15 protein-coding genes are annotated in these 21533 nt (G+C 56.5%); 5 read left to right on the top strand and 10 right to left on the bottom strand.

Annotated features, from left to right (window positions below):
• Positions 1-12: 12 nt before the first annotated feature.
• Complete coding sequence (locus ACYVHB_RS02520) at positions 13-729, top strand: hypothetical protein (RefSeq protein ID WP_461049309.1); 717 nt, start codon at positions 13-15, stop codon at positions 727-729.
• Here ACYVHB_RS02520 and ACYVHB_RS02515 read toward each other — a convergent pair.
• The 9 genes from ACYVHB_RS02515 to ACYVHB_RS02475 form a co-directional block, all read right to left on the bottom strand.
• Positions 686-1360, bottom strand: coding sequence for a class I SAM-dependent methyltransferase (locus ACYVHB_RS02515; protein ID WP_461049308.1), 675 nt, complete (start codon positions 1358-1360; stop codon positions 686-688). The two genes, ACYVHB_RS02520 and ACYVHB_RS02515, sit on opposite strands and share 44 nt — an antisense overlap.
• A gap of 124 nt (positions 1361-1484) precedes the next feature.
• The gene (locus tag ACYVHB_RS02510) at positions 1485-2492 is read right to left on the bottom strand and encodes a GNAT family N-acetyltransferase (RefSeq protein ID WP_461049306.1); all 1008 of its coding nucleotides are present in this window, start codon (positions 2490-2492) and stop codon (positions 1485-1487) included.
• Between the two features lie 14 nt (positions 2493-2506).
• Entirely contained in the window at positions 2507-4828 is a 2322-nt protein-coding gene (locus ACYVHB_RS02505) for a glycoside hydrolase family 65 protein (RefSeq protein ID WP_461049304.1), read from the bottom strand.
• Between the two features lie 106 nt (positions 4829-4934).
• Positions 4935-7295 carry a DUF7133 domain-containing protein gene (locus ACYVHB_RS02500; protein ID WP_461049302.1) on the bottom strand — a complete coding sequence of 787 codons (2361 nt, stop codon included), beginning with the start codon at positions 7293-7295 and terminating at the stop codon, positions 4935-4937.
• A 98-nt stretch (positions 7296-7393) separates the two neighbouring features.
• Entirely contained in the window at positions 7394-7975 is a 582-nt protein-coding gene (locus tag ACYVHB_RS02495) for a DinB family protein (RefSeq protein WP_461049300.1), read from the bottom strand.
• 99 nt (positions 7976-8074) lie between these two features.
• Positions 8075-8680, bottom strand: a complete 606-nt coding sequence (locus ACYVHB_RS02490) for a nucleotidyltransferase family protein (protein ID WP_461049298.1) — start codon at positions 8678-8680, stop codon at positions 8075-8077.
• A gap of 121 nt (positions 8681-8801) precedes the next feature.
• Positions 8802-9596, bottom strand: a complete 795-nt coding sequence (gene truA, locus ACYVHB_RS02485) for a tRNA pseudouridine(38-40) synthase TruA (protein ID WP_461049296.1) — start codon at positions 9594-9596, stop codon at positions 8802-8804.
• A 180-nt stretch (positions 9597-9776) separates the two neighbouring features.
• The gene (locus ACYVHB_RS02480) at positions 9777-10289 is read right to left on the bottom strand and encodes a pyridoxamine 5'-phosphate oxidase family protein (protein ID WP_461049294.1); all 513 of its coding nucleotides are present in this window, start codon (positions 10287-10289) and stop codon (positions 9777-9779) included.
• A gap of 106 nt (positions 10290-10395) precedes the next feature.
• The gene (locus tag ACYVHB_RS02475) at positions 10396-11607 is read right to left on the bottom strand and encodes a helix-turn-helix domain-containing protein (protein ID WP_461049292.1); all 1212 of its coding nucleotides are present in this window, start codon (positions 11605-11607) and stop codon (positions 10396-10398) included.
• 131 nt (positions 11608-11738) lie between these two features.
• Between ACYVHB_RS02475 and ACYVHB_RS02470 the strand changes: the two genes are divergently transcribed.
• Complete coding sequence (locus ACYVHB_RS02470; RefSeq protein WP_461049291.1) at positions 11739-13169, top strand: aldehyde dehydrogenase family protein; 1431 nt, start codon at positions 11739-11741, stop codon at positions 13167-13169.
• Between the two features lie 98 nt (positions 13170-13267).
• Here ACYVHB_RS02470 and ACYVHB_RS02465 read toward each other — a convergent pair whose 3' ends face one another.
• Complete coding sequence (locus ACYVHB_RS02465; RefSeq protein ID WP_461049289.1) at positions 13268-14476, bottom strand: acyl-CoA dehydrogenase family protein; 1209 nt, start codon at positions 14474-14476, stop codon at positions 13268-13270.
• Between the two features lie 366 nt (positions 14477-14842).
• On the opposite strand from ACYVHB_RS02465, the gene ACYVHB_RS02460 reads away from it, so the two are divergent.
• The 3 genes from ACYVHB_RS02460 (at position 14843) to ACYVHB_RS02450 (ending at position 21532) form a co-directional block, all read left to right on the top strand.
• Complete coding sequence (locus tag ACYVHB_RS02460) at positions 14843-19069, top strand: putative Ig domain-containing protein (protein ID WP_461049287.1); 4227 nt, start codon at positions 14843-14845, stop codon at positions 19067-19069.
• A gap of 99 nt (positions 19070-19168) precedes the next feature.
• Positions 19169-20806 carry an NAD(P)/FAD-dependent oxidoreductase gene (locus ACYVHB_RS02455; protein WP_461049285.1) on the top strand — a complete coding sequence of 546 codons (1638 nt, stop codon included), beginning with the start codon at positions 19169-19171 and terminating at the stop codon, positions 20804-20806.
• A gap of 96 nt (positions 20807-20902) precedes the next feature.
• A complete protein-coding gene (locus tag ACYVHB_RS02450) occupies positions 20903-21532 on the top strand; it encodes an NUDIX hydrolase (protein ID WP_461049284.1) in 630 nt (209 codons plus the stop codon).
• Position 21533 lies beyond the last annotated feature (1 nt).

The following is a 21533-nucleotide window of genomic DNA, read 5'->3' as shown; positions in this document are numbered from 1 at the left end:
AACCACGCGCTGATGCTTTTCGCCAACCTCAACGTTCGCTATCAAACCGCCCGGTCGCTGCCCGCGCCTTACGCTTATTTCTACACACTTACGGCCAGGCCCACTGGCAACGAAGTTCAGATCGACCTCACCATCACGTATCCCGACCGCGACGACATTGACGACGATGAGTTGATAGCGGAAGGCTTTACGCGCGACGACGATTTCAGTTGGTCGGGGCGGTTGCCCAATGCGTGGCTGCGGGCGTTTGGAGACGTGGCCGACAAAACGCGGCTTCAAGCAGTTGATGAGGAGCAGTTGGGCGAAGATGACGACTTTTGGGACATAACGTTCGATGGTAGCCAAACGGGGAAACCCGCGAACGCCGACGACTGGCAGTACCTGATCCAGGAGTTGATCCAGGCAACCTACGAAGCCGACAAACGCGAACGGTCGTTTGAGTTGACGTTTCTGGACAGTCGCGGGCCGGGCCGTGAACTTGTCCTGACGGCTTCGTTCTTTGACCGGACGGTTATCATCCGGGACCGCAGCCACCGCGACGGCTCCCGAACATTGCCTTGGTCGACCCTGCAACGCGTGATGAGCACCGTCTACAGCGTCGATTTTGACCCTGACACAACCCTCAACCGACGCCCCAAAACCACCGGCCAGTGGCTCAACTTAGGCACCGACGACTGGTATGAAGTCAGCAAGTTTCAGGACCTGACGGCGCTGCTGTCAAACCTGTAAGCCTCCACACCTCCGCCGATACTAATCCGTCAAGCTGTAAACTGCGTTCCTGAAGCGTCAAGTCCATTTCGGCCATTAGGGATTGCCAATCAGCTAACTGGCGCGATTCGATGTTCGCCGTTAGCCGAAAGAACCAAATCATCGTCTGGATCAGCGTCCTTTTACCCCAATCAGTAGTGGGTACAAAATCGGTAACGAGCCATTGACCACCCGGTTTAAGAGCCGTTCGGAGCCGGGGAAGCAGCCGCGTCCGCAACGTTTGCGCGGTGAATAAATCCAGCACGAAAGGCGTGATGATCGTATCGAACTGGTCGGTGGGCGGCAACGTGGCTTCGTCGCCCACCCGAAACTCGACCGTGCCCAGCAGTTGGCGCTTCAGTACCCGCCGACTGGCGAGAGCGACCATCCGGGCCGACGCGTCGAGATACACGATCCGGGCGAGCGGGTTCGTGGCCAAGAGTGGTTCGAGCAGCCAGCCCGTTCCTCCACCCATAATCAGCACTGATGCTCCTGCCGGAATCCGGTTGAGAAACACGGCTTGCGCCCGTTGCAGTGACTGCCCAAACACTATGGACACCAGACTGTCGTATACGGGTGCAATCCAATTAAAATTAGTGGTTGAAGAAGCCACTCGTTGAGTGTATCTATTGATTTGAGAGAAATGTACGGTGCTCAGTCATTATGTATGGACGGAGTTAACTGTACGTTACCTTAGCTTAATTTAAGTCCGTACAGCCAGCCGCGAAACCGATTGATTAGTGGGTGGCTCCTGCCAGCGTTTGCAGATCCGGCCACACGTAGCGCAGCACAATGCCGTGTTCGCCCCGCACCGCTTCCTGATTGATAGCCCCCAGATTGTCATAAAAAGCTCGGGCCGGGTGATTCTGTTCGTACACCCACAGGAAGAAGGGCGAGGACGCATCCTGTTGCTGCACCCACTTGGCGGTCTGCCGGATGAGAGCCTGACCAATGCCCCGGCCTTTGTACGCGCTGGCTACGTGTAGGTTATCCAGTAACGCCCCGTAAACCGGATCGCTGCCCGTGAGCACGCAGGCAAACCCAACGAGTTGCCCCCCGTCTTCGGCCACGATAATCTGCCGGTTGAACGGCTGCTCAGCGAACCGCTCCTGCCAGACGTCCAGCCGCTCGGCCTCGACGTCTTCATCCAGAAACTCGTCGGGCATGATGCCCCGGTAGGATTCCTGCCACGAACGGGCGTGGAGAGCCGCTATCCGATCAACATCGGCAACGGTGGCGGTGCGGTAAGTGATGGGCTGAACCAATGACTGGAACATGACGCAGGCATCGACAAATCCCAGCGTTGCGTGCCGAAACGCACCGGGCAGTTCGCCGATGATCTGAAAGCCCAGCGATTGCCAGAGGTTGATGGCCCGCACGTTGGTTTTGATGACAATGTTGAACTGCATGGCCCGGTAGCCCAGGCGCCGGGCTTCGTCCAGCGAGAACAACCCCATCTGCCGACCAATGCCCTTGCCCGCGTGGGCAGGGTGAACCATATAGCCCGCGTTGGCCACATGCGACCCTAAACCCGGCTGGTTATTTTTCAGAAAAAACGTCCCGATAACCTCACCCGACAGTTCGGCGACGTAGGAGATCACGCCCGGACCGAGCCAGAATGCCAGCATCTCGTCTTTGGGCGTGTCAGGCGCGAAGGCCCAGGTATCGCCCGCGGCAATAATGGGACGAATAATCGCCCAAAGTGGTTCGCGGTCAGCGTCGGTGGCGCGTCGAATGGTCATCATCGGGACGGTCAGACTTAAACGGCTACGGGTGCTTTTACGGTCTGCTGGCTCTCACCGGCCACCGTCACCTCTTCACCGTGCATCAGAATTGTGATGGGCTGGGTCGAAAAGCTTTTCACCGTTACATCCTGCTGCGTGGTTGTCACCTGGAGCAACGCCCCCCGGAAGCGGATTTTGAACGCCAGCGACTGCCAGTTGTCGGGACAGTACGGGCTGAACGAAAGCCCATCTGTGCCAACGCGCATTCCACCAAAACCCTTTACCACAGCCAGCCACGTACCGGCCATGCTCGTAATGTGGCAACCATCTTCGGTGTCATTATTGTAGTCGTCGAGGTCGAGCCGGGCCGTGCGCAGATACATTTCGTAGGCCTTCTCCTTCATACCGAGTTTTGACGCCTGAATGGAGTGAACGCAGGGTGACAGCGACGATTCGTGCACCGTCATTGGCTCGTAAAAATCGAAGTTGTGCCGGAGCGTATCGGTGTCAAATTCATCTTCAAAAAAGTACAGTCCCTGCAACACATCGGCCTGTTTAATGAAGCACGACCGCAAAATCCGGTCCCACGACCAGTTTTGGTTAATGGGCCGCTGCCCCTTCGGAATGTCAGAGACCGGCATCAGGTCCTTGTCTAAGAAACCTTCCTGTTGCAAATACACCCGCCGTTCTTCATCGTAGGGCAGGTACATGTTCTCGATAATATGCGTCGCTTTTTCAATCTCCTTATCCTCGCGAAAGTGAATTCGGTCGATCAGGTCGGCGTATTTATCGGCATCCAGCGCCTTTACTTTGGCGACGGCTTCGATGGTGTAGCGCAGGGTCCAGGCGGCAATGTAGTTCGTGTACCAGTTGTTATTGACGTTATTTTCGTACTCGTTCGGACCCGTCACGCCCAGCATTACGTACTGCTCCTTGGCTTTTGACCAGTTGACGCGCTGACTCCAGAACCGGCTAATGGCGATGAGTACTTCGAGGCCGTAATCGGCTAAGTACTGCTCGTCGCCGGTGTAGCGGACGTAGTCGTAGATGGCGTAGGCAATGGCACCGTTGCGGTGAATTTCCTCGAAGGTGATTTCCCACTCGTTATGGCACTCCTCGCCGTTCATCGTCACCATCGGATAAAGCGCGGCTCCGGCTCGGAAACCGAGTTTCTGCGCGTTTTCGATGGCTTTCCCCAACTGCTTGTAGCGGTATATCAGCAGATTGCGGGCTACTTTCTGGTCGGCGGTGGCGAGGTAGAACGGCAGGCAGTAGGCTTCGGTGTCCCAGTAGGTCGAGCCGCCGTATTTTTCGCCGGTGAACCCTTTCGGGCCAATGTTGAGCCGCTCGTCTTCGCCGGTGTACGTTTGGTTGAGTTGAAAAATGTTGAACCGGATTCCCTGCTGAGCCGCCGTGTCTCCATCAATGATAATGTCATTGGTTTTCCACTTATCAGCCCAGGCCTGTTTCTGCTCGTAGAGCATCTTGTCGAATCCTTTCCGCATGATGGTCTGAATAGCCTTGCGGGCTTCTTTCATCAACTCATCCGAGTCGTAGTTGAGCGATGAGAGATTGACGGCATACTTGAAGATAGCCGTTTCCTGCCCCTGCCGACAGTCGAGCGTAATGCGGTTGGCTACGTATTTTTCGTACTTGATCGGCTGCGACTGATAATCAATCTTCACGCCGTCCTGCTCAATGGCAACGCACATGCCCGTTGCGACGTGGAAGCCGGTTTTGCGGGTCCGCAGTTCGATGTACGCTTCGCCGTAGGCGGTTTCCTTGCGCACTTCATCCCAAAACGTCTCGTCGTAGTTGGCGTCGCGGTTGCGGATGGCCCCGTCAATGTAGGGCGTAATCGTGATTTTGGCGTCGAAATTGAGCGGGGAGACGGCGTAGCGGATGGCTCCGGCTTCATCGTCAACGATGGAGCAGAACCGTTTGGCGTTGACTTTCAACTGCTTGCCGCTTTTCAACGTAGCCACAAACTCGCGTTCGAGGTAGCCTTCCTGCATGTTCAGCACCCGCCGGAAATCGCGCACGGCGCAGGTGTTGAGGTCGAGGGTTTCGTACTCGACGTCGATGTCGATACCGATCCAGTTAGCCGCGTTGAGCACTTTGGCAAAGTACTCCGGGTAGCCGTTTTTCCACCAGCCGACGCGGGTTTTGTCGGGGTAATAAACGCCCGCCACGTAGTTGCCGGGGAGTGTCTTACCCGTGAACTTCTCTTCAAACGAACCGCGCCCGCCGTGTCGGCCATTGCCGAGCGACATCACGCTTTCGGTTACTTCATTGAACTCGGAGTGAAAATCGGTTTCGATGATACACCACGGGTCATGCTGCAAATAGTGTTTCATTCAATTACTTAGATCGTTGCGCGAAATTAAAGCGAACGACGGGCAGTTTTCGCTTTTTTTCGTCGAAACAATCTAAGCAGGTGCTCCAATTCATACCTCCGGCTGATTACTGACCGGGTTTTGCGGCTTCCAACTCATCCAGCAGCCAGGGCTGAGTTCGATGGGCCGTTTCCTGACGCAGCTTAGCGACTTCCTCCGCCTTAATAATCGACAGCGTCCGCCGGGAACCGCCGGGACCCCGTCCCGCCGTGGCCGATGCCGACGAGGGGCCAGCCGCAGCACCCGCTGGTCTGGCGTTCTGAGCCGGTTGCCGGGCCGGAGGTGGGCCAGTAGGTGTACCAAATTCATAACGGACATAATTGGCCACGGAGGCAATCCACTCGTCGTTATTATCGGCCATCGACGGCATAATCGTTGGGTAGCTCTTTCCGTCAATTGGGCCGGATAGTCCCTGCAATAAAATCTTAAGCAGCAACTCATTATCGGCCAAGTGTTTGGAACCTGCAATGGGTGGAGCAACCTCGTTCGCCAATCCTTTTCCGTCGGTGCCGTGGCAGGATGAACAAAGCGACTTGAAAATCTCAGCTCCTCTCAACACGGAATTACGGTCGGCTGCGGCCAGACTGCCCAATTTTCGTCCGTATGTCTTGAAATCAACGTTTTTCTGAATGCTGGCTTCTACAGCCGTCAGTACGGGATGCGCTGCGTTCTGGGCCAGAAACTCCTGAATTACCGCTTTCGCTTTGTCGGCGCTGCTGTAATGCAGGGACTCCAGCAACTGAATCCGCACGTCGTCGCTCGGGTCGTTCCGTAGCTGCGTAACCTGCTGAATCATGGCTTCTTCGTTCTTTTTCAGGTAAGGTTCGCTTAGCCAGATGGCGGTTCGGCGCACCTGCGCATCGTCGTCCCTCAGCGCCCGGCTAATGGTAGCCTGATCCATGGCATCCAGTCCTTCCAGCGTCCACAGGGCATGGATTCTGGCTAACGCGCCGGGCTTTTTAATCGACTTGGTTGGCTCACCAGCCGCCAGTTGCCGCAGCGTGGGCACCACCGATTTATCCCCCAGAACGATTAGTTGTTTCTGAGCATTGTCGCGCCACCAGCCGTTGGGATGGTCTAAATAAGCCACCAACTGCTGGGCCGACTCGTCCAGCATCCGGGGTTTGGGTCCGGGCTTCACCCCGTCCTGAACCAGCCGCCAGATTCGTCCGTGCTGAATTTGCTTATCCAACCCCAACCGCTCAATCTGGGGGCGAATCCAACTGCCTCTGGGCGTCCACTGCGATTCCTGGATGATACCCCGGTTCATATCGACAATGTAGAGATTACCGTCTGGTCCGGTATAGGTATTCACCGGCCGGAAGTGAAAGTCCGACGAGGCAATAAATTCTTGTTCTTTGTAGACGTTAGCTAACTGCGTTTTGCCCTGCTGATTCACCACGTCGGCGCGTCGGACAATGCGGGCTACCGGCTCACAAATGAGGTAATCGCCCACTAAATCGGCGGGTAGTTTATCGCCCCGGTAAATGGATTGTCCGCAGCCCGCCGTAAAATGATTCAGCGTACTGTCGGCCCGTAATCGCTTCCCTCCGCCCTGGGCATCGGGATTCGCGATGATGGACCAAACCGGGCTGAATGTCTGCTCATCATAAGCATCGGCAAATTCGAGCGCACCGTATTTGGGGTTGATCTGGAAGCCGGAACCCGCATTTTCACCGCCCCCCCGGCTGAAAAAGAGCCGCCCGTAATTATCGTGCGTCAGTCCCCACTGACCGTTGGAGCCGCTCGGCAGTGAATCTACGATAACCGTTCCGTTGGTATAACGAAAGCGGACCGGGTCAACCGTCACGTAGATCCAGTTGTCCACGTTCCAGTCCAGCCCGCTGCGCTGGTGTTCCAGATTACCGGTTGCTTTACGGTCAACGTGATAAATCCGCTTTTTATCGTCGGCCACACCGTCCCCGTTGGTGTCTTTATAACTCCACAGGTCATACGTATGCGTTTCGTTGACAATCAGCTCGTGGTTTACGCACAGCAGCATCCGGGGCAGGAGCAGCTTGTCGATGAAGACCGAACTTTTGTCCATTTTTCCGTCTCCATTAGTGTCTTCCAGCAGCATCACCCGGCTCACGGGTTCGTGCTCGCCGGTGGCCTCGGCATCCTGCATGTAGGTGTCCATTTCGGCCACGTACATTCGGGCGTTGCCATCCCAGGCAATGGCAACGGGTTCGTGAATCATGGGGTCGCTGGCCACCAGTTCCATGTGGTATCCTTTGGGAACCCGGAAGGCGTTCAGGCTCTGCGTTGGCGTTAGCTGCGTGGGATTGGCAACGGGATTAACGACGGGCTTTGCGCCAAAATCACCTTCTACCTGAGCAGCCTGCTGGGGAGTCGTTCTGGATGCAGTGCAGGTGACGACTAAAGCAGAAACTACCAGTAAGCTTCCGATCCAGAATTTCTTTTTCATGAGAGACAAACGGTTTAACCGGGAAGACAACAGACGGCCGTTAGCTACTGACTATTCGGCAAAAAATAAGACCATTGGGACTATCAGTGCTCTGGTACTTAATGTGTTTGCGTCAGAGTGCTCATTTCCGCCCGTATGCGCATCGCCTGATTCATATGCCGCTCCGTGTGGGCCACCAGCATCCTGAGGGCATCGCCAAGCCTGATTTTCAGCCAGTTGCCGTACATCGTCATTACTTTCTCCTGATTCCAGTCGAGGTACACGGCTTTGTCGAGCAGGTCGCGCAGGGTGCTCTGCAGGTCAATGAACTGATTGAGCACCTCGGTTGGGTTTAGTTCGCCGGGCCGTCGGGGGCGGGTCATACCGGGAGCGGGCAGTTTGATGTTCATCGCCGGGTCAATGGCGTACAACATCGCTTTACCCAGCCAGTCCGATTCGATGGTCTGGTCAATGGGATTGGTTTGCACTACGCCCAGCGCATCAACCTTGTGCTGAATATTACGGATGTAGAACCGCTCGGCTAAGTTCAGGTGTTGAAGGCACTCCAGAACGCTCCAGCGGTCGGGCGCCGGTTTCCAGCGAAATTGCGGGTCAGACTGCGGTCTGAATTCGCGTTCGGCCGTGACGATTACGGCTGACAGGCGATGTTGAAGATCGTGGGCGGTAGCAAGTTTTTGCATGAGTTGGCTAATAACGTATGCGTATTCTGTTGATTATGTACGTGACCACGCCGTTGATAGATTCACGCCCATTCAGGCTTTACGCTCAATCTACACCCATTATACAAGTGCCTGAGCCTGCGTGAACAGCGCAACGTCGCGTTTAGAATCCAGGTCAATAGCGCCAGCCTCGAAGGGCACTTCAACGCAGTCGCTGCGGTGTTTGACAATTACCCATTTCACGCCTTTGTCCCCTTCCAATTGCAGCAGTTGAGCGATGTAGTCGCGGCTGAATAGGGCCGGCACACTCACCTGCGTGTCGTAGCGGCAAGCGACAATACCGGTACCGTGATCTTTCCAAACGTCCAGCATGTGAATCAGCAAACCTACCGATACCATCGGCTGATCGGTATGCAGCACCAGCACCGCGTCAATGTCTTCTTTACGCGTCAGATACAACGCGGCTAATCCAGTTTTGAGCGACGACGCCTGCCCCGTCGGCCACGCTGGGTTATCGACTAACGTAACGGGCAGACCCGCCAGTTCGGGCACAATCTGGTCGCGGTTAGCACCCAGCACCACAACAACCGGACCACGTTGCAGCGCCAGGGCGGTTTCAGTTACCCGGCGCATTAGCGACTGACCCTTATAGGCCAACAACTGCTTCGGCTCACCACCCATTCGTGAGGAGTCGCCAGCGGCTAATATAATCGTTCCAATTTTCAATAGATGAACGTATAGGTGTATAAGTGTTGGAGTGTACGCGTATTTGGGTGTGTAGGTGTTTAGGGTTTTAAGTGTATATGTGTGTGAGGATGGTGTTTACGGTACTTACACACGCATACACCTACACACCGTTGCTTTCTCCAACAATCTGCGTTCCAGTCAAGTTCTGCCGCTGGCTAAACACATCGGATGGGTACCCGACGGCAACGAGTGACAATCCTTCGGCCGGAGCCGACCGCCCGGCCCGCTGTCGGTCTTTAGCGTCAATGATCTTTTCAAACTCTATTACGCTCAGCCGCCCTTCTCCAACGGACAGCAGCGTACCGACAATGGTCCGCACCATACCCCGCAGAAACCGATCGGCCCGGATATGAAACGTCAGATCGCCGTTGACCTCCGGTTCCCAGTACGCCACGTCGATTCGGCAGTTAAACGTGTTGACGTCGGTTTTGACCTTACTGAAACTTTTAAAATCGCGGTAGCCCAGCAACTGGTTAGCAGCCTCGTTCATGCGTTCCACATCGAGCGGCAGCGTAAACACGTAGGCCAATCCGTCGCGAAACGGATCTTTCCGGCGACTAATCTGGTACCGATACTGCCGGAACGTGGCGGTGAAGCGGGCATGATCGTCGTGCCGAACCGGAAAGCAGTCGTACACGGCAATGTCACCCGGAATCAAACTATTCACTGATCGAATCAGGCTCGACGGCAGTGAGTTTTCTGTTTCAAAATGGGCGAACTGCTGCCCGGCATGAACACCCGTATCGGTCCGTCCGCTGCCAACAAGAGCGACGGGTTCCCGCAGAACGGTCAACAGCGCGGTTTCCAGCACTTCCTGCACACTCACTCCGTTCGGTTGTCGCTGCCAGCCGTGGTAGCGGGTGCCCCGGTAAGCCAGTTCGAGAAAATAGCGCATCGCATGGCAAAGCTACAACGCCCGCCGATATTGCCCTAAAAATAGTGAGGGCTTCAGCTTCGGGAGACTACCCAAACCCAAAGCCCCTACCACCGTGCAAACGTGTTTTGGTGTCTATGTGTGGGTGTCCGAACTGGCATCCACCGCAAAAACGTGTACATCCAAACACTAATATACCCGTTACTGCAACTCGTCACCAAACTTTTCGTTGCGGCCTGTTTTGTCAGTGTCACCGGTAATGGCTCCTTTCGCCATCTCGAACAGTTTTACCATTTTGCCACCCGGCCGGTCCCAGTATTCGCCCCCGTGAATGCTTACTTTAAGCAACCCTACGTTGGGGTCGTCTTTACCGCCGGGAAACCACGTTTTCAGAAAATCCGACCACAACTCGTTGATTTTATCGCGGTCGTTTACTACCTGGGCTGTGCCCTTGGTTGTCACGTACAACTCCGAACCGGGGTCCGAAAACGCTAAGCTGATGCGCTCGTGGTGCTGAATTTCGTCTACCTTATTGGAATCGTTGTACGTGAAAAACCACATTGTCCCGTCTGGTTCCATCTCGTGGGTTGCCATCGGACGCGTGTGAAAATCGCCATCGGCCTCCAGCGTGGTCAGCATGGCGATGCGAATGTCTTTAATTTTGTCTTTGAGCTTCTCCAGCTCGACGGCGTTCAGCGTGTGTTGGGCTTGCATAATTATACGATGATTGCTTATGCAGCATTAACCCCAGCGAAACAATAGAGTTTTGATAACCCACGCTAATTTCGGCAAAGTTGAGCAACTGGCTCACCGCCCTCACTCATAGCCGCTCCACCTCGAACCGCAACTCATCGACCAACTGACGCAGCCGGTCGGTGTTGGGCGCGGGCGCGGGTAGTTGCTGACTCACGAATGCCCTAATTTCCCAAACCTCCAGCACCTCTTTCAGCGCGGCCTCCCGGTTGGGAATGTCGGCCCGGTCGGCCGTGAGCAGCAGCGTCCCCTTTATCTTTACTTGGTTATAAACCCGGCGGCAGCAGACACCGGCGTTTTGCAGTAACAGCACGTACAGTTTTCCATCGGCAATGTCGAACCAGTTACGCGTAAACTGCCCAATGAGCAGCGCCCCCGGAAATGAGAAATCATCACCGGCTTCAAAAGCACGGTATTGACCATCGGGCAGCATCGGCAGGTGCATGGCGGGGAGCCGGTGCAGGAAATCGGCCTGCTGATGGCGTTGGCTATATTCGCCAAACTGGGACTGCATCACCATCGAAATTGTTGGTGCCACCGGTTGCGCGGGCGAATTTTGGTGCGCACTGTCTTCCCGGCCAGCCGTGCCGCGCCCTTCATACACATTATTGAACGTCAGCGGCTCCACCCGGCGAACGGTGACTGGATGGGCGGAGCCGCTGTCTGAAGTGCGGCTATCTGAGGTCCGTGGTCCGGCACTCCGGCTTTCCGGCTGCTGGTCGAAGAGCCGGTCGACGGGCGAACTCGGCTGCACGGGCTGAAACCCTGAAACGTCTGGCCGCTCTGGTGACCGAATAACGGGGACAGACCGGGGCGTGTCGCGGGAATCGTCCTGCGTCCGATAATATTTGCTTAAAACCGACGAGAGGGGTTGAGGCTCCGGCTGAGCCGGGGTTGGCTGCGCAAAAAAATCGGGGAAATCGGGGTGTTGAAACGGGTCGTCGCTGTCATCAGAAACAAGTTTACCATCGGAGCGAAGTGTCGGCTCACCCGGCTGCTCGTGCCGGATTCGGACGTCGGGCGCTTTAGCAGACTGCCCAAGTGGAATACTAAGATTAGGCGTTTCGCGGAGTTTGCGCAGGTCCTGACGGGTGAGCAGTTCAATTGTCGTATTAAAAGCTTTAGCAATTGCCTGGATGTTCTGCTGATTCGGATTGGCCCGAGCCTCTTCATAAGCGCCTAATAGCGAACGTTTTATGTTTATTTTTCGGGAGAACTGCTCCTGCGTCAGGCCGTTCAGCTTGCGCAGGTAGCGGATGTTTTCGCTGACAAGTGTCATCCGGTTAGTGTTTACTAAAGTTTGGGCTAATATAAACCAATCCTGTTTTAAATGCCAACGTCACCGGTTTCGTCCATTATTTTGTACTTTTAGCCTATTCATTTGACTAAATCATTCCCCATCAACAACCGATGAACACAACTTTCCTCGAAACCGACCTCCGTTTAGACCTGCAGGCAGTTTTTGCCGCCCAACGCAAACACGCGCCCCAAATGGCGCTGACAACCGTCGATCAGCGCATCGAACGCATCCGACGCGTTCAAACCTGGATGCTAAGCCACCAGGCTGACTTAGAAAAAGCGATGTACGACGACTTTCGCAAACCTACCGCCGAAGTAGGTCTGGGCGAGTTGATGGCGGTCAACGCCGAGATCAAGCACATTATCAAAAACCTGAAACGGTGGATGAGCCCCCAGCAACTACCCACCCCGCTGAGTTTGGTGGGGACGCGCTCGTCCATCCGTCACGAACCCAAAGGCAACGTGCTCATCTTTTCGGCCTGGAACTACCCGTTTTCGTTGATCGTGAAGCCATTGGTATCAGCCATTGCGGCCGGAAACGTGTGCATCCTGAAGCCGTCGGAGATGACCCCGAACACGGCGCGGTTTATGAGCCGGATGATCAAAGAGCTGTTTCCGGCGGAGGAAATTGCCATTTTCGAAGGCGATGCCACAGTGTCACAAGCCCTGTTAGAACTGCCCTTCAACCACATTTTCTTCACGGGAAGCCCAGCCGTGGGTAAAATCGTGATGGCCGCAGCGGCTAAACACTTAGCATCCGTCACGCTTGAGTTGGGGGGCAAATCGCCGTCCATTGTTGACGATACGGCCAACCTCAAAACAGCGGCCGAGCAAATTGCCTGGGGCAAGTACCTCAACAACGGCCAAACCTGCATTGCCCCCGATTACGTGCTGGTGCATAGTTCGGTGAAGGAGCCGTTTCTGGCCGAGTTCAGGCAGGTTGTCAAGCGGATGTATAACGCCGAAGGGCAGGGCGTCGAAGCCTCCGACAGCTACGCCCGCATGGTGAACAACCGGCACTTTCAGCGCGTCCGTGCGCTGCTGGACGACGCTGTGGAGCAGGGTGCCCGCGTAACGATGGGTGGCCAGATGAACGATGATCAGAACTTCATCGAGCCAACCGTGATTGAAGGAGTTACGGACGATATGCGTATCATGCAGGAAGAGATTTTCGGCCCCGTGCTGCCCGTTATCACCTTCGCGAACCGCGACGAAGCGCTGGCTATCATTAACAGGAAAGAGAAGCCCCTCGCGTTGTACATTCACAGCCGCAGCCGCCGGAACATCGACTACCTCATGGAGCGCACTTCCGCTGGTGATACCATTATCAACGACCTGATGCTGCAATTCGGCAACGTCGAACTACCCTTTGGCGGGGTCAACAACAGCGGCATCGGCAAGTCGAACGGCTTCTTCAGCTTCCAGGAACTTTCCAATCAGCGGGGGGTGATGGAGCGTCGTTTCGGCACCATGAAGTTTCTCTATCCGCCCTACACCGACCGGGTAAAAAAGCTCATTAACTTCGTGATTAAGCATTTGTAGGAGATAGTCGGTGAGTCGGCCAGTAAGTGAGTTGTTCAGTCGTGCGCCAGCCACTGACTAACTCGCTGACTGGCTGACTCACCGACTGTTCAACTGACTTACTTATACGCCGGAATGCCGGTTATCTCCGCGCCCAGAATCAGCAGGTGAATATCGTGGGTGCCTTCGTAGGTACTTACCGATTCGAGGTTCATCAGGTGGCGCATCACGGGAAAGTCGCCGGTGATACCCATTGCGCCCAGAATCTGGCGGGCTTCGCGGGCCGTGCGCAGGGCCATCTCGATGTTGTTGCGCTTCGCTAAGGATATCTGCGCGGTGCTGGCTTTATCTTCGTTTTTGAGCATACCCAGCCGCCAGCACAGCAATTGCGCCTGCGTGATGTCGGTAAGCATTTCGGCTAACTTCTTCTGCACCAGTTGAAAACTCGCAATCGGCTTATCGAACTGAAGGCGTTCGAGGGCGTAGCGTCGGGCCACTTCGTAGCATTCCATGGCGGCTCCGAGCGCACCCCATGCAATGCCGTAGCGGGCCTGGTCGAGACATTTTAAGGCACTTTTTAATCCAAATGCCTCAGGAAGCAGGTTTTCTTTTGGAACGCGCACATCCTGAAAAACCAACTCGCCCGTGGTGCTGGCCCGCAGCGACCATTTGTTCCCAATTTCGTTGGTGGTGAATCCTTCCATGCCGCGCTCCACAATCAGCCCCCGAATTTTACCCTGCTCGTTTCTGGCCCACACAATGGCAATATCGGCAATGGGGCCATTGGTGATCCAGAGTTTGGACCCGTTGAGCAGGTAGTAGTCGCTGCGCTCGATGAAGTTGGTTTCCATACCACCCGGATCGGAGCCATGGTTCGCTTCGGTCAGGCCGAAGCAGCCGAGCAGTTCTCCTTTGGCCAAGCGGGGCAGATATGTTTGCTTTTGCTCTTGTGATCCGAACGCCAGAATCGGGTACATGACCAACGAACTCTGTACCGACACGCACGAACGGCAACCCGAGTCGCCCCGCTCAATTTCCTGGGTCATCAGGCCGTAGCTAATCTGGTCCAGCCCGCCCCCGCCGTACTGAGTCGGGATGGTGGAGCCAAACACACCGATCTGCCCGAATTTTGGCACTAAGTGCGCGGGAAATTCACCCCGCTGGGCGTACTCTTCCACGATGGGCGTAATCTCGCGCTTAACAAAGTTGCGCACCGCTGAGCGAACCAGTTTGTGCTCGGCCGTGAGCAGGTCATCGAGGCAGTAAAAGTCGGGCGACTCGAAGGTGTCGACCTTATTACGGGGCGGAGTTAGGGTTGGGGCTTGCATACGGGTTTAACTCCGAATGGCACTTCTTGTTAGGTGAGTTAGCTTATTTCTCGCATTGGTCGACAACGCAATGTTGACCCCCGAACTATTCGAACGAGTAGTCAATTTCTTTATGAACAAAATTAGTTTTGGTTTACCTGCCGTGAACGTTTCAATTGAGTTCGTATAATTCGACCAAACATTCTGTACCGATAAAATTAGGTTAATCAGCAATAAGGCTGTTGATTTAAAGATGCCAGCAATCTGTTATTCTTAAGCTTATAAGTAGTTGTACCTAAATACAACTTTTGCTATCAAAAAGCTACTTCAGGCACATTATTTGGTACTTATCCGGTAGTTAACCATTTTCAACCCTTCTCAAACTCAATGCACCTATATTCTACCAATAGTACCAATCAGCACTGGTATTGGTCGGCATTCATTACACTGACTGCCTTTGTTACATTCGTCACTCAATTGTCAGCCCAGTCACTCCCACCCGGCTTTGTCAACAGTCAGCTTCAGGGAGGCTACAACACCCCGGTTGGCCTTGTCTTTTCGGCCGATGGGCAACAGTTTTTCGTCTGGGACAAGTCGGGCCGGGTTTGGGTCTCCACCTGGAACGGAACTACCTACACGAAGCAAGCCACGCCCGTTGTCGACATTCACGAGGAAGTTGGCAACTGGGGCGATGGTGGTTTCCTCAGCGTTTGTTTAGACCCTGATTTCAGCCGTACCGGTCTGCTCTATCTGTTTTACGTCGTAGACCGCCATCACCTGCTGTATTATGGCACTCCACAGTACAACCGGGACGCCGACGAGTACAACAGCGCCACCATCAGCCGGGTAACCCGCTATCAGGTTACCAATGCTGGTGGTGTGCTTACGGCCGACGGCAACAGTCGCCGGGTATTACTGGGGGAAACAAAAACCACCGGCATTCCCATGCTGTACCCATCGCACGTAGGCGGCACCCTGCTGTTCGGTCGCGATGGTACGTTACTGGTTTCCACCGGTGACAACGCGTTCTACGACGGGGCCGACGTGGGCAGTAACGGAAACACGTATTACGAGATGGCGCTTAGGGAAGGCATCATGCGGCCGGCCGAAAACGTAGGTGCGCTACGGGCGCAGATGGTAGGCTCCCTGTGTGGCAAAGTGCTGCGTATCAACCCCACCACTGGCGACGGCGTATCAGGCAACCCGTTCTTCGACGCGGCCAATCCCCGGGCGGCCGGGTCGCGGGTGTATACGCTGGGGTTGCGCAACCCCTACCGCATGACCCTCCAGCCCGGCACGGGCAGCACCATCCCCAGCGAAGGCAACCCCGGCACGATACTGATGGGCGATGTGGGCTGGTCGACGGCCGAGGACTTTCACTACATTGACCAGGCCGGGCTGAACTGCGGCTGGCCCCTGTACGAAGGCATGGATCGGGCATCTCAGTATTACGGACAAAACAGGCGTAATGAAGACGAACCGGGCCGACCTACTTTCGAGAGCCTATGCCAACAGCCCACCTCCCCGGCCAACGATGCTGACCCGGCCCGTCGTCGGTTCACTCATTCCCGACCCGCTCTGGACTGGCAACACAACGCCCCGGTGGCCCGAGTACCAGCCTTTGACGGCAGCACCCCCGTAGCCCGCACCATCGGTACGCCCGGCGCTCCGGCCGGAGTACCTTTTAGCGGAAAGGCGTCGATAGGGGGCGCTTACTACGTGGGAACGGGGTTTCCGGCGGCTTATCAAAACTCCTATTTCTTCGCGGATTTCGATCAGAACTGGATTCGTAACCTGGTTCTGCACGACCACGGCGACCATGTGGTGCATGAGGTGCGCGAGTTTGCACCCAGCGGCACCGGCCAGGGCATTGTCGATCTGGAGGTGAACCCACGGGATGGCTCCTTAGTCTACGTTAACGTCAGCGGCCAGATCATGCGCATTAGCTACGGGGGCAATCAACCGCCCGTAGCGCGTCCCTCGGCTAATCCTACGTTCGGCTTCTCGCCCTTAAACGTCAGCTTTTCGGGCAGTTCTTCAACCGATCCCGAAGGCCATTCCCTACGTTTCCACTGGGACTTCGGCGATGGCACTACCTCGGAAGAAGCCAATCCCGAACACACCTTTGTCAGTACCGACGAACGCCAGTTTACCGTTACCCTGACAGTAACCGATGGGGGTCAGTTGACAGATACCAAACAACTGACTATCTCGCTCAACAGCGTAGCACCCACCGTGCGCATCACCAGCCCCGCCGACAACACGCTTTATCCCCTCGACCGGACCAGCTACTACAACCCGACGGCCGAAGTGACCGGCAGCAATCTGACCTACGAATGGCAGGTGTCGCTGCTTCACAACACCCACGAACACCCCGAAGCCATCATCACCGAGATCAGCCCGCAGATACGGATAGCTCCGGTGGGCTGCTCAGGCACCGACTCATACGCCTACCGCGTCAGCCTTAAAGTAACCAACCGGAGCGGGCTGAGCGCCACAACCGCTATCCACCTTTATCCCGACTGCCAGTCGGACAATGGGGCGGTTAGTCAGGTAACGACCGTGCCCGGACCCAATACCGTACGAGTGAACTGGCAGAATCCGGCTATTTCCTTCGATGAGGTGCTGGTAGCCGCTCGGGCCAGTTCGGGCTTTCAGGCTCACCCGACCGGCACCAATTACGTAGCTGATGCTAACTTCACGGGTAATGGAACGCCTTTTGGAGGGGGCAAAGTGGTGTATCGGGGGCAGGGAGGGGAAGTTACCGTGAGCAACCTGAGCGCATCGGTTCCCTACTATTTTCGACTCTACACCCGTGTTGGTGAGACGTGGAACGAAGGTGTCGAGGTAATGGCAATTCCCGATGGGGCAGCCGCCTTTGTCATCACCGGCGTCACCTTGGTGCGCTGCGAGCCGGTCAGTGCTGGTCAGCGCCAGCTCACCTTTGCCCCCCAATACAGCGGACTCAACGGGCAGGCCATCAACTTCTCGGTGGTCAATGAGTTGTCGCCTACGACCAACCCCGGCCCTTACACGCTGAATCTGTATACCGACAACCCCACCATTCGACTGGGGGCGGAGCAGGGCGGTTCGGCGGGGCAGGCCAGCTTTACCTACAACTGGCTTTCGGCCTGCACGGGCACACCCCCACCCCCGCCCACCAACCAGCCGCCAACAACGGCCCAGCCCATCGCTAATCAGCAGGCGGTGGTAGGTCAGCCGTTCCGCTTGGTGGTTCCGGCCAACACCTTCACCGACCCCAACGGCGACGCCCTGACCCTGTCGATGAGTGGGCTGCCCAGTGGGCTGAGCTTTGACGCTAACGCAGCCACCCTCAGTGGCACACCCACAGCAACGGGTCAGACAACGGTTACGCTCCGAGCTACCGATCCGGGCAATCTCTGGGTCAGCACCTCGTTTCTGATTACCGTCAACTCAACGGTTACCCCGCCTGACCCTAACCCGACTAACTTTGCCATCACCGGCGTCACCTTGGTGCGCTGCGAGCCGGTCAGTGCAAACCAGCGCCAGCTCACCTTTGCCCCCCAATACAGCGGACTTAACGGGCAGGCCATCAACTTCTCGGTGGTCAATGAAATGGGGAGCACCACCAGCCCTGGCCCCTATACGCTGAATCTGTACACCGACAACCCCACCATTCGACTGGGGGCTGAGCAGGGCGGTTCGGCGGGACCGGCCAGCTTTGCGTACAACTGGCTCTCAGCCTGCACGGGCACACCCCCACCCCCGCCCACCAACCAGCCCCCCATAACGGCTCAGCCCGTCGCGAATCAGCAGGCGGTGGTGGGTCAGTCCTTCCGCTTGGTGGTTCCGGCCAACACCTTCACCGACCCCAACGGGGATGTCCTGACTTTGTTGATGAGTGGCTTGCCCGGTGGTCTGAGCTTTGACGCTAACGCGGCTACTATCAGCGGTAGCCCCACGGCAGCGGGTCAGACGACGGTTACCCTAACGGCCATCGATCCGGGCAATCTGGCCACCAGCACTTCATTTCTGATTACCGTCAACTCAACAATTACTCCGCCTGACCCTAACCCGACTGGCTTTGCCATCACCGGCGTCACGCTGGTGCGCTGTGAGTCGGTCAGTGAGGGCCAGCGGCAGCTCACCTTTGCGCCCCAGTACGCCGGACTCAACGGACAAGCCATTAGCTTCTGGGTAGCCAACGAAATGGGGAGCACCACCAACCCCGGTCCCTATACGCTCAACCTCTATACTGACAACCCCACCATCCGACTGTGGGCCGAGCAGGTCGGCTCGCCCAATGGAGCCAGTTTTGCCTATAACTGGCTGGCCGCCTGTGCGGGCACTGCTGCCCGGCGGAGCGCGGAGTCAATCAAGCCGTTGACCGTGCGCGTGCTGGGAAACCCCGTTCTCACCGGAACGCTGGAGGTAGAAATTGGGGGGGGAACGGGCCAGTGGCTAAAACTACAAATCTTCGACGGACGGGGGTTACGTACCGGGGAAACGGTTATCCGTCAACCCTCGTCGGTGGAGCGGACGAGGGTGCCACTGAGCGGACCGGCGGGGCTGTATCTGTTGCAGGTAAGCACCCCCACGCAGCAGCACACGGTGAAAGTGGTCAAACCGTGACGCTTACGAACCCAAACCCCCACCTGCCTGTTATTCCACCGGCAGACTTTCACAGTGGATTTTGCCTTTGCCCGGATAAATACCGGGCCACGTTTTGTCATGATTCAACAACTTACGTTAACCCTTGCTCCCGAACAGGCCTACGACGATGCGGCTTTTCGGGAACAGGCATTACGCTCCTTGCACTTACCCCACGACAGCCCCGCCGTGGTGCGCAAACGTCGCCAATCAGTTGACGCGCGGGGGCGGCAGATTCGCGTTCACGTCGAGGCCGAGGTATTCATTGGCGAAACGCCCACGGCCCTGATTCGCTACCAAAAACCAGTACAGGATGTTAGCGGAGCACCAATTGCTATTGTGGTTGGAGCCGGACCGGCGGGTATGTTTGCGGCCCTTCGGCTGATTGAACTGGGAATTAAGCCCATCGTGCTGGAGCGAGGCTCCGACGTGCGCGGCCGGCGTCGCGATTTGGCCGCTATCAACAAAGAGCACATCGTTAACCCCGAATCGAACTATTGCTTTGGCGAGGGCGGGGCGGGTACGTACTCCGACGGAAAGCTCTACACGCGTTCAACCAAACGGGGCGACGTTCGGAGAATTCTCGAAATATTTGCCGCACACGGGGCGACGGAACAGATTTTGGTCGATGCTCACCCGCACATTGGCACCAACAAACTGCCCGCTGTGGTCGCCGATCTCCGCGAAAGTATCCTGAACGCGGGGGGCGAGGTCAGGTTTAACACCAAAGTTACCGACCTGATCTTTAGCAGTCGGACCGCCAGTGGTAACGAGCTATTCCAACCGGGTGAGCTGCGCGGAGTGATTACGAACGCGGGTGAGGAACTGATCGGCATTGGCGTTATTCTGGCGACGGGTCACTCGGCGCGGGATATTTTCCATCTGCTTCGGAACCGCAACGTGCTGATCGAAGCCAAGCCGTTTGCAATGGGCGTTCGGGTGGAGCACCAGCAGTCGCTGATCGACCAGTTCCAGTATCACCTGCCAACCGGGGCCGCGTCCGGCCGTGGTGACCACTTACCGGCTGCATCGTATAGTTTAGTGACTCAAACGCGGTTTAACGGGGTAGAGCGGGGCGTTTTCTCATTTTGTATGTGTCCGGGCGGGTTCATTGTTCCGGCGGCAACAGCCCCCGGCGAACTGGTCGTCAACGGCATGTCGCCCTCGCGCCGGGACTCCAAATACGCCAATTCAGGTTTGGTCGTTTCCATTACAGACAATGACCTGAAACCGTACGCCGATGAAGGGCCACTGGCGGGATTAGCCCTTCAGCAGGACCTCGAACGCTGGGCCTGCCGGGCGGGGGGCAGCACCGACGCGCACCCGTCTCAGACAGCCCCAGCGCAGCGGGTGGCCGATTTTGTAGACGGACGCGTGTCTGATTCGCTACTGCCGACGTCTTACCAGCCGGGTCTGGCATCGGTGGACCTGTACGACGTGCTGCCTGATCACATTGCGCAGCCGTTGCGGCAGGGTCTGCGCGATTTTGGCAAAAAGATGCGTGGTTACCTGAGCAACGACGGACAACTGATTGGTATTGAAAGCCGAACATCGTCGCCGGTGCGGATTCCCCGGAACCGCGACACGTGTGAGCATGTGGCCGTCCGGCGGCTGTTTCCGTGTGGCGAAGGCGCAGGCTACGCGGGCGGAATTGTCTCAGCCGCGATGGACGGCGAACGCTGCGCGGAAGAATTGGTGAAGTTGTATAAACGTTACTGAGTTTGTGGTTTGTGCGGTTCCCCGCCGGGATTTGTAGTTGGTTAGCCGCAAATCCTGGCGGGGAACCGCACAAACCACAAACTACGAACCCAGAACATGATCGACACCTCGTTCCACACCTTTACTGAAGACCTGCGCCAACGGTTGCAGCAACCCCTGCCGGGCGAAAGAGCCCATAGCAAAATGGCGTCGGCGTCGCGCTACCGGCTCGGCATCAAGCCCAACGAACGGACGCGCCGGTCGGCGGTGCTGATCTGTTTTTACCCCTATCAGCACTCCATATACCTGCCGCTCATTCTGCGCCCGCAGTACGATGGCGTTCACGCGGGGCAGATGGCGTTTCCGGGCGGGCGCATGGAGCGCATCGACGAGAACCTAACGCGCACCGCCCTGCGCGAAACGCAGGAAGAAGTTGGTATTCGGGTGTCGGACGTGAAGGTGCTGGGGCTGCTGACGGAGTTATTTATTCCGCCGAGTAATTTCTACGTGCAGCCGGTGGTGGGCGTACTCCCCTACCGACCGGATTTTTACCCGGACCCGCGCGAAGTGGAAGCCGTGGTGGAGGTAGAATTGAACACGCTGCTGGACGAAACCATTGTGGGCGACAGCCAGGTGGAAGTGCGCGGCATGACCGTTGATGCGCCGTATTACCAGATTCAGGATTACCGGGTTTGGGGTGCTACGGCCATGATGATCAGCGAGTTGCTGATGGTGCTGGGGACGTAAT

It is taken from the genome of Spirosoma arcticum (assembly GCF_054779955.1).
The sequence above is the reverse complement of the archived record's forward strand: the minus strand, read 5'-3'. Positions and strand labels throughout refer to the sequence as shown.

Coding starts and splice junctions, on each gene's coding strand:
- ACYVHB_RS02470 (WP_461049291.1), top strand. CDS start 11,739: ATGAACACAACTTTCCTCGAAACCGACCTCCGTTTAGACCTGCAGGCA.
- ACYVHB_RS02460 (WP_461049287.1), top strand. CDS start 14,843: ATGCACCTATATTCTACCAATAGTACCAATCAGCACTGGTATTGGTCG.
- ACYVHB_RS02450 (WP_461049284.1), top strand. CDS start 20,903: ATGATCGACACCTCGTTCCACACCTTTACTGAAGACCTGCGCCAACGG.
- ACYVHB_RS02465 (WP_461049289.1), bottom strand. CDS start 14,476: ATGCAAGCCCCAACCCTAACTCCGCCCCGTAATAAGGTCGACACCTTC.
- truA (WP_461049296.1), bottom strand. CDS start 9,596: ATGCGCTATTTTCTCGAACTGGCTTACCGGGGCACCCGCTACCACGGC.
- ACYVHB_RS02455 (WP_461049285.1), top strand. CDS start 19,169: ATGATTCAACAACTTACGTTAACCCTTGCTCCCGAACAGGCCTACGAC.
- ACYVHB_RS02475 (WP_461049292.1), bottom strand. CDS start 11,607: ATGACACTTGTCAGCGAAAACATCCGCTACCTGCGCAAGCTGAACGGC.
- ACYVHB_RS02510 (WP_461049306.1), bottom strand. CDS start 2,492: ATGATGACCATTCGACGCGCCACCGACGCTGACCGCGAACCACTTTGG.
- ACYVHB_RS02520 (WP_461049309.1), top strand. CDS start 13: ATGCTTTTCGCCAACCTCAACGTTCGCTATCAAACCGCCCGGTCGCTG.
- ACYVHB_RS02500 (WP_461049302.1), bottom strand. CDS start 7,295: ATGAAAAAGAAATTCTGGATCGGAAGCTTACTGGTAGTTTCTGCTTTA.
- ACYVHB_RS02480 (WP_461049294.1), bottom strand. CDS start 10,289: ATGCAAGCCCAACACACGCTGAACGCCGTCGAGCTGGAGAAGCTCAAA.
- ACYVHB_RS02505 (WP_461049304.1), bottom strand. CDS start 4,828: ATGAAACACTATTTGCAGCATGACCCGTGGTGTATCATCGAAACCGAT.
- ACYVHB_RS02495 (WP_461049300.1), bottom strand. CDS start 7,975: ATGCAAAAACTTGCTACCGCCCACGATCTTCAACATCGCCTGTCAGCC.